We start from the raw sequence: 14,112 nt of genomic DNA, 5'->3' as shown, positions 1-14,112 counted from the left end.
GGAATGAACAATGAAAAAACAAAATAAATGGCTAGCTGGACTCTCCTTACTTGTATTAGCAGGCATCATTGTTGGCTGTGGTAGCGGCAACAATGACTCAACTTCCAAAAGTGCTTCATCAAACAAAACGGTCACAGTAGAACAATTAAAAAAAGCGGGGAAAATTAAAGTAGGTGTCAAAGAAGACATTCCTAATTTTGGCTATATGAATCCTGATACAAACAAAAATGAAGGGATGGAACCAGATATTGCACGCTTGATTGCGAAAGAAATTACCGGCAGCGAAGAGAATGTGGAATTTGTGGGCGTGACAGCGAAAACGCGCGGTCCCCTTTTAGACAATGGTGAACTAGATATGGTAATTGCTACATTTACAATTACTGATGAACGTAAAAAGACTTATAATTTTACAACTCCCTATTATACAGATGAGATTGGTTTCCTTGTGCGCAAAGAGGATAACTTCTCCAGTATGAAAGATTTAGACGGAAAAACAATCGGCGTTGCACAATCTGCTACGACAAAAGAAAACTTAGAGAAAAAAGCGCAAGAGGAAGGAATCAAATTTACTTATCAAGAATTAGGTTCCTATCCAGAATTAAAAACAGCGTTAACTTCTAAACGAATTGATGCATTTTCAGTGGATAAATCAATCCTATCTGGCTATGTGGATGGCAAGACAGAAATTTTAAAAGATGGTTTTTCGCCACAAGAATATGGAATTACCACAAAGAAAGCAAATACTGAATTAAATGATTATCTAAATGGTTTAATTGAAAAATGGGAAAAAGACGGCACACTAGAAAAAATTTATCAAGACTGGGGCTTAAAAAATTAATCATTCCTAAGACTTGAAGAATCAAAAATTTTAGGAGGGATTTTTATGTTTTTGTTAGCCAATATTTCCTGGCTTGAAGAAGGGCCATTTGCCTTATATCGTTGGGAAGCTTTATTTCAAGATTGGCGAATTTTTGGTCAGGCATTTCTCTATACTATTCTGCTTTCTTTAGGAGCGATCTTAGTTGCCTTTGCTTTAGGCATTTTCTTTGGCAGTTTATCAGCGACCAAAAGTAAACTTTTACACGCAATTAGTCGTGTCTATGTAGAATTTTTTCAAAACACACCTTTGTTGATTCAATTTATCGTAGTCTATTATGGCTTTCCTCTGCTAAGCCCGCTGCTTTCATTTTCTATTACTACGATTGCCATTCTGTGTGTAGGCCTCTATCATGGCGCCTACATTTCTGAAGTGGTTCGCTCAGGAATCGGAGCTGTCCCAAGAGGGCAATTTGAAGCGGCTTACTCCCAAGGATTAACGTATGGTCAAACGATGCGGTATGTGATTTTACCACAAGCATGGCGGATTATGTTACCGCCTTTAACCAATCAAGTAGTGAACCTAATTAAAAATACGTCAACAGTTGCCATTATTTCTGGCGCTGACGTAATGTTTGCTGCCAATAGTTGGTCGTCTGTCAACTTGAACTATATTCCCGCCTTTGCGCTTGCTGGTTTCTTATATTTCATTCTTTGCTTCCCATTAGCGAATTTGGCTAGACAAATGGAAGAAAAAAATAAGAAAGCATATAGTAGATAGGAGGAAAACAGATGCCTTTTTCAGAAGAAATGCGTCAATTACTGACAGCAAATAATTTTCAATTTCTATTTAACGGCTTAAAATTGACGCTCTATATTTCCTTCGTCTCAATTATTTTGAGTACGATTTTTGGCACCATTCTAGCCGTTTTGCGAAATCAAACCCATGGACCACTGAAGTTACTTGCCAGTATTTATGTAGAAGTGGTGCGTAATATTCCAAACTTATTGTGGATTTATGTTATTTTTTTGATTTTCAAAATCAAATCTACACCTGCTGGAATTGTGAGTTTTACTGTGTTTACTACCGCTGCTTTAGCGGAAATTATTCGTGGTGGTTTAAATGGGGTCGATAAAGGCCAAATTGAAGCGGCGCGTTCTCAAGGTTTTTCAAATTGGCAAATTCTTTATCATATTGTTTTGCCTCAAGCCATTCGCAATGTTTTACCAGCGATCGTTTCTCAGTTTGTTACTGTCATCAAGGATACAAGTTTCTTGTATTCCGTAATTGCTTTACAAGAACTCTTTGGCAAATCTTATATCTTAATGGGGCGCTACGCACAAACAGGACAAGTATTCACTATTTACGGAATCGTCGCCCTTATTTATTTCATTATTAACTTTAGTATCTCACAATTTTCACGTTGGCTTTCACGAAATTGGGCGAAAAGTTATTAATGTAGTTAAAAACAGGAGGCTGAGACAAAAGTGTTTAGCTCCAAGAAATAAGAAGGAATTTCCGAAAATTGTTCTTTAATTTTTGGATAATTTCGGCTTATTTCCGAAGGAGCTGCTTTTGTTCAGCTGATTATCTTAAGATTTAGAAAGTGGGGCATAAGTCATTTCGACTTATGCCCCACTTTCCTGTTTTTATTTTATCTTACTTCTACTTGATGTTTTTCAATTAGCGCTTTTTCAACTTTTTCCATTGAACGGTTAATTTCTTCATCCACTAATGTCGCTTCTGCATTAACGAAAGTTAAACTATATGCCATTGATTTTTTGCCAGCGCCTAGTTTTTCACCTTGATATACATCAAATAAATGAATCTCTTTCAAATATTTACCTGCGTTATCTGAAATAGTTTTAACTAGTTCTTGATTGGTAACTGTTTCATCGACTAATAAAGCAATATCTCGAGAAACTGCTGGGAATTTAGACACTGCTTCATAAGTAACCCCGCCTGCTTCTGTAGCTACTAATTGTTGCAAGTTTAATTCAGCAACATATGTTTCAGGAATATCGTACGCTTTTGCTGTCGTTGGGTGAACTTGTCCGACAAAACCAACCACTTCATCTTCTAAATAAATCCATGCTGTCCGGCCTGGATGCATTTCTGGAATCGCCGTTGTCGCTTGATAACTGATTTTTTCTGTTAATCCTAAAACAGCTACAATACTTTCCACTAAGCCTTTTACTGTATAAAAATCAACGGCTGTTGCTTTTGTTTGCCAATCTTTAACCATTGTATTACCAGTTAAAGCAAGTGCTAAGTGATTTTCTTCTGTAGGTAAATTTTTTGTTGGATCTTCTGTTTGGTAGAAAACGCGTCCTACTTCGTAGAAGGCGATATTATTATTTTTACGTGCCACATTGTATGCGACATCATCTAATAAACCAGAAATTAAGTTCATACGTAACACAGAACGCTCTTCACTCATTGGCCATTGCAAACGTGTTGTTTGACTTTCTTTCATCATAAATTGACGGGATTTTTCTTCTGTTGTCAACGCATAGCTGATGGCTTCACTCGTACCATGACCTTCCAGTAAGCTCTTTAATTGGCGCGTAACATGTTGTGCTTTGGTTAGACTTCCAGCAACTGTTTCTCCACTTGGCAATGTTGAAGGTAAATGATCATATCCATAAATGCGCGCCACTTCTTCAATAATATCTGCTTCAATCGCAATATCCCAACGTCTTGGTGGAATCGTAATTTCATAGGCGCCTTGATTTACTTCATAAGCAAAACCGAGTGCTTCAAAAATTTCATTCACCGTTGCTTCATCTAATGCAGTGCCTAAATATTGGTTGATTCGTTCTAAAGTCACAGCTACCTGTGCTTCTTTAACGGCCACTTCAGAACCAACTGCAGTGCCTGAGACCACTGTTCCGTTGGCTAACTCTGCAATCATCGCGGCTGCCACATCACAAGCTAGCCCAACTGTCGCTTGGTTGATACCTTTTTCAAATCTACTTGAAGATTCACTCCGTAAATTGAATTGTTTAGACGTTTTGCGAATAGACAATGGATTGAACAATGCCGCTTCTAAAGCCACAGTTGTTGTTTCTTGACTGATTTCAGAATTAGCCCCACCCATTACACCGGCTAAGCCGACAGGCGTTTTTCCATTCGTAATGACGATATTTTCTTCTGTTAATTGACGTGTTTCACCATCTAATGTAATTAGTTCTTCTGCTGCTGTTGCTCGACGAACCAAGATTTCTTTACTATCTAATTTTTGGTAATCAAATGCATGCAATGGTTGACCAAATAATAATAAAATATAATTTGTCACGTCCACCACATTGTTAATCGGACGGATTCCTTCATTCATCAATCGATTTTGCAACCACTGAGGACTTTCTGCAATCGTCACATCTTTAATAACACGAATTTGATACGCTGGCGCATCTTGTGAATCTTCAACAGTCACTGTTACGTAATTTCCCACGTTATCTGAAGCATCTTCTTTGAGTTCGGGATCATTAAACTGAGGCGTTTGACGATAAATTGCGCCAACTTCATAGGCTACCCCTCTCATACTTAATGCATCTGCACGGTTTGGTGTAATTGATAATTCAATAATCGCATCATCCATGTCTAAATAAGGGAAAACAGGTGTTCCATTCACTGCTTCTTGAGGTAAATAATAAATCCCTTCAGCGTAGGCTTTTGGTACGACATTATCTGAATATCCTAGCTCTTCTAACGAACAAATCATTCCGTTAGAGACTTCGCCACGCATTTTACCTTTTTTAATTTTTTGATTTCCTGCAATTCTTGAACCAGGTAACGCTACGATGACTTTAATTCCTGCTTTTACATTTGGTGCTCCACAAACAATTTGTGACAATTCTTCTTCACCGATGTCTACTTGGCAAATTGATAAGTGGTCAGAGTTTGGGTGAGGAACACATTCTTTTACTTCACCGACAACAATTTTCTTTAATCCTTCTTCAGGTACAGCAACGCCCTCAACTTCGATACCTGTCACAGACATTTTGTCCGCTAATTCTTGCGGAGTAACGTTTGAAAGATTAACATATTCATTTAACCATTTATAAGAAACTAACATTTTTCAACTACTCCTTTACCTTGAATTGATTTAAGAAACGTAAATCATTTTGATAAAAATTACGGATATCATTTACACCATAACGTAACATAGCAACGCGATCTGGTCCTAAGCCAAAGGCAAAGCCTGAGTACTCTGTTGGATCAATCCCTGACATTTGTAACACATCTGGATGAACCATCCCCGCACCTAAAATTTCAATCCAACCTGTATGTTTGCAGACGTTACAACCTGCGCCGCCACATTTAAAACAGCTGACATCTACTTCAACTGAAGGTTCTGTAAAAGGGAAATAGCTAGGACGTAAACGAATTTTACGATCTTCACCAAACATTTTTTTCATCATGACTTCTAACGTCCCTTTTAAATCACCCATTGTGACATTTTTATCGACAACAAGGCCTTCAATCTGATGGAATTGGTGACTATGTGTCGCATCATCTGTATCACGACGGAATACTTTCCCAGGAGAAATCATTCGTAATGCACCTTTTGAAAAATCGTGTTTTTCCATTGTTCGAGCTTGAACTGGTGAAGTATGCGTACGAATTAACATCTCATCTGAAATATAAAACGTATCTTGCATGTCGCGTGCCGGATGATCTTTTGGTAGATTCATGCGTTCGAAATTATAATGATCGGATTCTACTTCGTATCCTTCCACTACTTGATAACCCATGCCTAAGAAAATATCTTCAATCTCTTCCATAACTTGTGTCAAAATATGACGTGTGCCTTGAGGCATTTGTTTCCCAGGTAAAGTTACATCTAAACTTTCTTCTTTTAGTGCCGCATTTAACGCTTCGTTTTCTAAAACAACTTTGCGCGCTTCAATTGCTTCTGTTAATAAATCACGAATTTCATTTGCAAAGCCCCCCACCACTGGTCGTTCTTCTGGTGAAAGGTTTTTCATGCCTCTTAATACTTCGGTGATTGGCCCTTTTTTTCCTAATGTTTCTACGCGAATTTGGTTTAATTCTTTTAAAGTAGCAACTTGTGCGATTTCTTTGAGCGTATTGTCTCTAAGAGCTTCTAATTGCGCTTGTAATGTCATTATGCGTTCCCCTCTATCTTTTATTTAAACTAAAAAAAACGATAACCCATTCCTTTCAAAGGAACGAGCTATCGTGTTACCATCCTAATTCATAACAAATTGTTGTCATGCACTCATTTCATTTAACGGCAATTACCGGTTTGCTTTCTTCTTGAAAACAAACAAACTCAGGAAGTGAATTTCGCTTGGTGACTGTGTAAATCAGCTTCCAGTCTCTGGCTGACTCTCCCTAAAACACGTCAATTCAAACTACTTGTTTCCATCACTGTTTTTTTAGTTATTTAATTACGTTTAGTTTACAAGAAGTTTTGCTTGCGGTCAACTGCATTCTTCGTCTTTTACCCATTTTTCTGCCCAATGTTGAATTTGTTCCATTGCTAATTGCAAGTCTTCGCCTTTTTCGGTCAGGAAATATTCTAAGCGATTTCCTTCACCGCAACGAACAGCTTTGGTGATAATTCCTTCAGCTTCTAGTTCCTTCAATCGCTCTACTAAGACACGATCACTTAACATTGGAATTTTTTCTTTTAATTCGCCAAAACGTTGAGGACCTCGTTCTAATAAAACATCAATAATTAAACCATTCCATTTTTTACCAAGTATTGAAAATGATTTTTCAAATTTGGGACAAAGTACAAACGATTCTGTTTTTACTTTTTCCATCTTCCTCACCTCTTCAATGAGTATAGCACATTCCTTACAAAATGTAAGTGTTTCTGCTTCTAATTTTTTCTACTTTATAAAATCTACAACATTTCCTGTCTGCATGTCAATAATTACTCCTCCATTTAATAAAATTAAATAGACGTGCGACACCTCTTTATGCGTCGCCTCTTGTAGCGCTCTACGATAAAGATTCATCTGTCCGCGATACCGTTCGACAATTTCAGAAATCGCTTGGGGAGAGGTGCCTTTTACATGATCGGTTTTATAGTCATACAAAATGCATTGATTGTCTAATTCGATATAGCCATCAATAATCCCATGAATTAATAAATCATCTTGTGTCGTTTCTGGATAATTTTGAATGAGCTCTTCTGCTTCAATCAGCATAGAAAAAGGTTGTTCCCTTCTAACGGTTTGATGGTGTTGAATCAATTGTTTTCCTAAGGCGGTGTCAAAGAAGGCCACGATTTGTTCCAGATTCATTTTTTCAGCAATTGCTGGTAAAATCAATTTATTTTCCACTAAGCGTTCTTGAACAGCTCGCACTTCCTCGTAAGAAGGTTGCTTACTTAAATCAATTAGTTGTAATAAATAATGAGTTGCTGTCCCAATTTCAGCTGCTGAGGGCGCTTGAACCGTATCTAAAAATTTAGGCTTACTTAAATCTCCTTCAATCATTCGATTGACAATCAACGGTTGCGCTTGAATAGTATTGTCTTCCCGAACCTCAATTTTACCAATTTCTTTGTTATCGGGGTCATCAAATACTCGCTTGATTTCAGAAACAGACTGATAACTGGTGGTCCGAGTAGCCACTTCAAACGGATAATTGAAACTTAACCGTGCAAGACCACGATTGATTTTGTCAGCAGATAATTGCGCTTTTTCGGCTAAATCCTCTGCTTGTCTTTCTGGCAATTGTAATTGCTGAATGGCTGCTCGTAGTTGTTCTTGGTTGAACCACTGAATATGAAAGTTAGCTGGGTGCTTCTTGACTTGCGGAACGTTACTTACTACTACTTCTTGCTGATATTCAGCGGCTTTTTGATGACGTACCAATGTCATCCCAACCCAATTCATTAAACTACTTTTACTTTGCAAGCGATTTTCAGCTGGTAGCACCAGTGTTTCTACATCGCCAACTTTCAGCCACTCTTTCCACATTGCCGCTTGGTCTTTATAGGAGCCTACCAGAAAAAGTTTCTGTTCTGCACGTGTCAACGCCACATATAACTTCCGCATTTCTTCGGATAGTAATTTTCTCAATCGTACTTGTTTAATCGCCAAAAATGGTAAAGTATCGTACATAACTCGTTCTTCAGGTTGTAAATAACGAATGCCTACCCCTAAATTTTCTTCAAAGATATAGCGTTCATTCAAATCACTGACATTAAATTCTTTGGTCATATCTAAAACGAATACCACCGGAAATTCTAACCCTTTACTAGCGTGAATCGTCATGACGCGTACGGCATTCTCTTCACTTAAAACGACTGGTTCTGCTAAATCTTTGTCTTTTTCTTGCATTTTTTCGATGAAGCGAACAAATTGAAATAATCCGCGGAAGGTTGTTTTTTCATACGCCGCGGCCCGATCCACCAACGCATATAAATTGGCTTGGCGTTGTTTGCCAACAGGCAACCCGCCAACATAATCAAGATAGGCCGTTTCACGATAAATCGTCCACAGCAAGTTGCTAATCTGGTTGCGTCGAGCCTGTTCCCGCCATTTTTCTAATGATTCAGCAAAACGTATAGTTTTTTCCTGAACAACTGCTTCCTCCATGGTTGGTTCCATCTTTTGATTAAACGTTAAAAATGCTTCGTAGTAACTGGTTTCCTTATTAGCCAAACGAATAAGCACTAATTCGTTTTCTTTTAATCCAACAATTGGTGAACGTAACACAGCTGCCAAAGGAATGTCTTGATAGGGATTATCAATCAATTGAAGCAAGGCAATCATTGTACGAATTTCCGTTGCTTGGAAATAATTTTGAGCATCATTGACTTGAACTGGAATTTCTAATGATTTAAAAACATCTAAAATAGTTAAATTATTTTTCTTCGTAGGCGTTAATAAGACAATATCTTGATAAGTAATCGGTCGATCCGTTTTCAGCTTTTTATCATAAATTAAGAAATTTTGGTCAATTAATTCACGAATTTTCAAAGCAGTAACGTAAAGTTCCCCTTCTGTCTTATCTTCAATCAACAACTCAGGGGATTGTAATTCTGGAAATTCAACTGATTCTGTTGCTTTTTTTTCATAAATTAGCAATTCAGTTGAATAATCAGCCGCCTCCGAAAATTGATCAAAGCCATGAACCAAAGCGGCTGACTCATCGTAAGCAATTTGGCCCACTCGCTCATCCATTAATTGACTAAATACTAAATTCGTAAAGTCTAAAACGTCTTTGCGGGAACGAAAATTTTCAGCTAGAATAATTCGTTTACCCTCTTCGCCTTGCCCATACTGATTGTATTTTTCAATAAACAATGTAGGATCTGCCAAGCGGAAAGAATAAATAGACTGTTTCACATCCCCTACCATAAAAAGGTTTCCTTCTGTGCTAAGCGGACGGCGCAACCAATACAAAATAGATTCTTGTAATTGATTGATATCTTGGTATTCATCGACTAACACTTCATCAAATTTTTCGCGATAGTAAAGAGAGGCTTCTGATGCTTGCCAGCCATCTGCCTGATTTTTCGCTAAAATAGCTAACGTATAATGTTCTAAATCGTTAAAATCCACTAAATTTTTAAGCCGTTTTTCTGCGCCATAGGCCTCCATAAATTGTTTCCCCACGTGAGCCATTTCTTGAACAATGGGTGTGGCCTCTTTCAAGACTTGTTTCATGGCATCTGGAGAAAGTGTAAACAGTTGCTTTTTCAAATCATTTAACGCTTTTTTATTTTGTTCTCGTAACTGTTTGGCTTGTTCCGCGGTTGGTTTCAACTCTTCGGCACGAACCGTTGGGTAGCGGTCAAAGCTCAACAATTCAGTCAAATTATAGGCGCTTTCTAAATCATTTCTCTCTAAAAATTGTAAAAATTGTTTTGTTTGTTCCTTTTCATTTTGAGCTAAATACCAAATCTTTTGAAGTTTCTCTTCGCCCTCTGTTAAGGTCACCATTTCTTCGTAACGCTGAAGAGTTCGTTGTAACGTCTCAACGGCTAGCGGTTTTAAATACGTCTGAAATAACGTTGATTCGCCTAGCTGATTCCCTACTTCGTAGGCTTGTGTTAAGCCATTAATCCACGCCTCTGGATCAGGATTGGCTTTGGCAAATTCATAAAAAGAAAAAATTAAGTTAGTGAGTCCGTCATCACTATGGTCATTGGAAAAATTCGCTGTTAATTGGTAAAATTCTTCTTGATTTTCCGCATAAAATTGTTCACGTAATGCATCCCAAACATCTTCTTTTAATAACAATGTTTCTGTTTCATCTGTTAACATCCGAAAAACTGGATCTATGTCAATTAAATAATAAAAACGACGAATAACAGTTAAACAAAAGGCATGTAACGTGCTGATATTGGCTGTTGGCAAAAGAGCAATTTGACGAGAAAAATGCCGTCTTCTTTCTGGATCTTGTTCTTCATTCATTGCCTTTTGTAAAGCCACTTGGATACGTTCTTTCATCTCACGGGCGGCGGCTTCAGTGTACGTCACAATCAAGAGACGATCGATATCGACGCCGCTTTTGACTTTTTCAATGACACGGCGGACTAAAACAGTGGTTTTTCCTGAGCCAGCCGAAGCAGAAACTAAGATATTTTCATCGCCATCAAACACCGCTTGCCATTGACTGTCGGTGAATTGCTCATTGGCTGGACGTAGTGGAATTGTTTTACTCATCTTCGGTTGCTCCTTCCTCATCTTTGTTTAACAAGCGCGCCATAATTTCCTCTTTGGATAAATTCTCAATACGATGATAATTATTTTCTTTTAACATCACATCAAAATCACAGACACTTCGAAACGGACAATAGCGACAAGCAATCCGTTCCTTGCCTTGATAAGCGGGATTAAGTTGAACTTCGCCGCCAATAATTTGATTTCCCGCTTCAATAAATTTATTTCGGTTATGGGAAAGCAACGCGCCTAATTCTGGTTCTGTCACAAATTTATCTTCTTGGCGACGACCAGGTTTAATTTGTTCTTTGGCGGATTCTTCAATTGGAAACAGCAACGAACTTTGTTTAGCTTGCAGACTCGTGTCTAAATGATCCAATAAATCTGGGTCTTTCATCAAAAGACCATCAAACTGATATTTTTTAAGCATTTGTTGTTCAATGTCGTCTTTGCCTTCATAAGATAACGTAGGATTGTGTACATGCAGATAAAGTGAGCCAGCAGGTTTAGCTTCTTGACCAACTAATTGCACAGCATCCATTAAAGCCACATCCAAGTACGTCAGCATTTGCATGGCTAAGCCGTAATACGCTTCTGTCATATTAAATTTACGGTGACTCGATTTATAATCAATCACACCTAAATAGGTTGATTCGGGGGTAACCAATTGATCAATCCGGTCGATTTTTCCCCGAACATGAATCTTCCCTTGATTTTTTAATGGTAATTCCAAACCAGAAATTCCTTTTTTAGCGGCAATTTGGCCAAATAACACTTCCGTTTGAACAGTCGTCATGCCACTTCGTTGGCTTTGACGTTTCAGCGCCCAACTGACTTTTTTAATTGTTTGACTCAATTGATAGCGAATATAGTTCATGCGACTAGAGGTCGTTAATACAGAAAAACGCGCATCCCCTAAAATACTATTTAGTACTTCCTCCGCCAATAAATTGACTTCCTGATCGGTTAATTCAGATAAGTTCCGTTGATTCATAATCAATAATTTAAAGAACTGATCCAATGCTTCATGGAAAAATTCCCCTGTAGCTGCTGGCGAAAGCCCAAAGACATCTCTTTCTTTCAAACGTAAGCCATAGCGAGAAAAGTATTGATATTGACACCGATAAAAACTCTCCATCCGAGAAACGGATGTATAAATATCTTTACCATATAAAGGTTCTGCTAAGACCTCATCAATCTTTTCAGGAATATTTTGATGCGTTAAACTTTCGAAAACTTGCTTGGCTAGCGGCGCAATTGATTGGTTCATTAGCGCTTTTTCCATATTTAACCAGAAAGGCAACAATCCTTCTTGTGTTTCTTTCCGTTGTCTTTTCAAACGCGTTAATTCACCGATTAACGTCCGATACGTACTAATATGGGCTAAACTGGTCGTTTCATCATCGAAAATGGTTGTTTCATTTTTTTCAAAAACGGGCAAGTTTAAATCTTTTTGGATATTTTTAAAATAAGGAGACGGTTTGACTTCTTGAGCGGTGTCTTTAACACTTGGATAGGTTAAATATAACCGTTCTCGCGCTGAAGAAAAGACAAGATACGCAACATAAGGTTCTTGCGCAATTTTGCGTCCGGTTGTCCCACGTAAATATTGGTTTTCCGTTAACGTATCATTGATTGTCTGACGTTCTTCATCAGACAACAGTGTTTTATTTTCAATCTTTTGTGGAAAAATTTCTTCCGTCATCCCAATAGCAAAAGTAACCTTGGCAGCGCCAGGTCGAGTTAAATCCATTGCGCGAACTTGTACTTGGTCAATCGCTGTCGGCACTTTACTATAGTGCAAACCTTCCAAGCCACTAACAAATATTTCTTGAAACGTTGTAAAATCAAACGAACTTTCTCCGTAAACAGTGACGTATTCATCTAGTAACGACATCAATGCATCCCAAGTCTGTTCATGGTTACGAGCTGTTTCTAGTTGACCTGCTTCGATAGCTTGTAAGCGCCACATTTTTAATTGTGTTGCCACACCACTTTGCAGTAAAAAGTGATAGAAGACGGTCGCTGCTTCCAAACCAGTTTTGGCACTTATCATTGCTTGAAAGTAACTAGGTAACAGCCGTTGAAGCGATTGACGAATCGCATTTGACTCTTCTTCCATCGTAGCGACATCTTCTTGCTCTTCCGCTTCAAAATCATACCGAATAAATTCCCAATCTTTTTCTTGCGACCAATAATAACCTTCATAGCCGTATGCCAGGACTACATTTTCGGTAATATCAACTTTTCTGCGCCAAGCGTTCCGTTGGTTTAACCAATCAGTCAAGCTTTCTTCAGAAGTAGCGAGTTGATTCATTGGCATAAATAATTCCGTTCTCAAAAAACGGAGCACATCGCGATAACGATAATTGTACGAATGAATAGCAAATAAAGATTCAATCCATTCGACTAAAGGATGCCGATCCATAGCCATATCTCGGTCGACATAAACAGGAATCTCGTGTTCCGCAAAAATCGGTTCTAATAAATTTTCATAACAATCTAAATCACGAGTCAACACCTGAATTTCTTTGTACCGATACCCTTCTTCCACCACTAAACGGCGAATTTCAGTTGCAACATGTGTTAATTCTTCTTTAACGTTTTCAGCACGCCACAGAAATAAGCCATCGCCTCTCCAGTCAGTTGTGCTTAATGGATGCAGGTGCTCTTGCGATTGAATCCAATAATCATTTAATCCTTGCAAGTCTGGGTTTGTAATTAATACCTCTTTCTTTTCCACATAATCTGAAAGAATCGGAATTTGCTTCTGTCTTGCTAATTGATAAAGCTGATGGTAGGTTTGCCCCGCTTCATAAAATAACGACCGCGGATCAGGTAAGTCATGCGGATATTGTTTGTCCAATAAAAGGGCTACTTTCACAGAACCTGCTTGCGCCATTAGCACTTCAATCAACTTTAATTCTCTGGCGGTAAACTGCTGATAGCCTGAAATAACGAATTGAACATTCGACAAATCAACCGTTTGTAAATACTCGCTTAAATGTTGAATAATCTCCGCTGATTCATAGCCATACTGACTCATTTGTAATTGGAATCGTGTAAAAATTAACGTTAAATCTTGAAACTTAAGTTGTAAATCTTGTCCTTTAGGGTTCTCCGTTTGTTTTTCTAAAAATGGATAAAGCTCCGCAATTTCAATATTGCCTTCGTGCATTTCTTGATAAAGCTGAAATAGTTGCTGAATAAAGCCAGGCTTGTTAATTTCACCTCTAAAAATTTTTAACTCTTCTTCTGCTTCTACTAAAATTTTGCGAAAAATCATCGCAGCACCTGCATCAGATAAAACATCTGCCGAGTAAAAAGGTGTATGTTGTAAATAGTACCAAGCCAAACGATAAAAACTAAAAACCTGCAGACGGGTACTGGTTATTGAATCAGACGTAGTTGTCTGTAATTGACGTAACTTTTGCAAGACTTGAATTTCTTGCTCAAACTTAATATGGTTCGGGACTAAATAGAATACTTCATGCTGTGCGTCTTCCTCTAGCCATTGTTTTGTCGCCTGTATAAGTGGCGCTTCTAAGTCTGCCACGGCGGTTCCTCTAATAAACTGCACACTCATGGTTTCACATCCTTTTCCTTTGCACTGCCTTTATTTTACCACAAAAGAAGGAC

Annotated in this window: 8 protein-coding genes and 1 other annotated feature; of the genes, 3 read left to right on the top strand and 5 right to left on the bottom strand. The window is 38.1% G+C overall.

Features of this window, described 5'->3' with window-relative positions:
* The first annotated feature begins 10 nt into the window (after positions 1-10).
* Genes IGK03_RS04935 through IGK03_RS04925 form a run of 3 tightly spaced genes read left to right on the top strand, consistent with a single transcriptional unit; the run spans position 11 to position 2,274 of the window.
* Positions 11-838, top strand: a complete 828-nt coding sequence (locus tag IGK03_RS04935) for a transporter substrate-binding domain-containing protein (protein WP_002360586.1) — start codon at positions 11-13, stop codon at positions 836-838.
* 45 nt (positions 839-883) lie between these two features.
* Complete coding sequence (locus IGK03_RS04930; protein ID WP_430602533.1) at positions 884-1,597, top strand: amino acid ABC transporter permease; 714 nt, start codon at positions 884-886, stop codon at positions 1,595-1,597.
* Positions 1,598-1,608: 11 nt separating this feature from the next.
* Positions 1,609-2,274: an amino acid ABC transporter permease gene (locus tag IGK03_RS04925; protein ID WP_002382114.1), complete on the top strand. Its 666-nt coding sequence runs from the start codon at positions 1,609-1,611 to the stop codon at positions 2,272-2,274.
* Between the two features lie 197 nt (positions 2,275-2,471).
* Here IGK03_RS04925 and pheT read toward each other — a convergent pair whose 3' ends face one another.
* The 5 genes from pheT to IGK03_RS04900 all read right to left on the bottom strand — a co-directional run bounded on the left by pheT (position 2,472) and on the right by IGK03_RS04900 (position 14,059).
* The gene (gene pheT, locus IGK03_RS04920; RefSeq protein ID WP_002378183.1) at positions 2,472-4,895 is read right to left on the bottom strand and encodes a phenylalanine--tRNA ligase subunit beta; all 2,424 of its coding nucleotides are present in this window, start codon (positions 4,893-4,895) and stop codon (positions 2,472-2,474) included.
* Between the two features lie 7 nt (positions 4,896-4,902).
* Positions 4,903-5,949: a phenylalanine--tRNA ligase subunit alpha gene (gene pheS, locus IGK03_RS04915; RefSeq protein WP_002358034.1), complete on the bottom strand. Its 1,047-nt coding sequence runs from the start codon at positions 5,947-5,949 to the stop codon at positions 4,903-4,905.
* A 56-nt stretch (positions 5,950-6,005) separates the two neighbouring features.
* Positions 6,006-6,224: a binding site (T-box leader), on the bottom strand.
* Between the two features lie 43 nt (positions 6,225-6,267).
* Positions 6,268-6,612 (bottom strand): winged helix-turn-helix transcriptional regulator, encoded by a 345-nt coding sequence (locus IGK03_RS04910; protein ID WP_002358035.1) that lies wholly within the window; start codon positions 6,610-6,612, stop codon positions 6,268-6,270.
* Between the two features lie 69 nt (positions 6,613-6,681).
* The gene (gene addA, locus IGK03_RS04905; RefSeq protein ID WP_430602531.1) at positions 6,682-10,476 is read right to left on the bottom strand and encodes a helicase-exonuclease AddAB subunit AddA; all 3,795 of its coding nucleotides are present in this window, start codon (positions 10,474-10,476) and stop codon (positions 6,682-6,684) included.
* On the bottom strand, positions 10,469-14,059 hold the full coding sequence (locus IGK03_RS04900) for a PD-(D/E)XK nuclease family protein (protein ID WP_430602530.1): 3,591 nt from the start codon (positions 14,057-14,059) through the stop codon (positions 10,469-10,471). Before IGK03_RS04900 ends, addA begins: the two co-directional genes overlap by 8 nt.
* Positions 14,060-14,112 lie beyond the last annotated feature (53 nt).

The organism is Enterococcus sp. DIV2453a, from assembly GCF_050533535.1.
GTDB lineage: Bacteria > Bacillota > Bacilli > Lactobacillales > Enterococcaceae > Enterococcus > Enterococcus faecalis.
The sequence above is the reverse complement of the archived record's forward strand: the minus strand, read 5'-3'. Positions and strand labels throughout refer to the sequence as shown.

Excerpts from the sequence above, each read along its gene's own strand:
- IGK03_RS04935 (WP_002360586.1), top strand. The coding sequence starts at position 11 with ATGAAAAAACAAAATAAATGGCTAGCTGGACTCTCCTTACTTGTATTA.
- IGK03_RS04930 (WP_430602533.1), top strand. The coding sequence starts at position 884 with ATGTTTTTGTTAGCCAATATTTCCTGGCTTGAAGAAGGGCCATTTGCC.
- IGK03_RS04925 (WP_002382114.1), top strand. The coding sequence starts at position 1,609 with ATGCCTTTTTCAGAAGAAATGCGTCAATTACTGACAGCAAATAATTTT.
- pheT (WP_002378183.1), bottom strand. The coding sequence starts at position 4,895 with ATGTTAGTTTCTTATAAATGGTTAAATGAATATGTTAATCTTTCAAAC.
- pheS (WP_002358034.1), bottom strand. The coding sequence starts at position 5,949 with ATGACATTACAAGCGCAATTAGAAGCTCTTAGAGACAATACGCTCAAA.
- IGK03_RS04910 (WP_002358035.1), bottom strand. The coding sequence starts at position 6,612 with ATGGAAAAAGTAAAAACAGAATCGTTTGTACTTTGTCCCAAATTTGAA.
- addA (WP_430602531.1), bottom strand. The coding sequence starts at position 10,476 with ATGAGTAAAACAATTCCACTACGTCCAGCCAATGAGCAATTCACCGAC.
- IGK03_RS04900 (WP_430602530.1), bottom strand. The coding sequence starts at position 14,059 with ATGAGTGTGCAGTTTATTAGAGGAACCGCCGTGGCAGACTTAGAAGCG.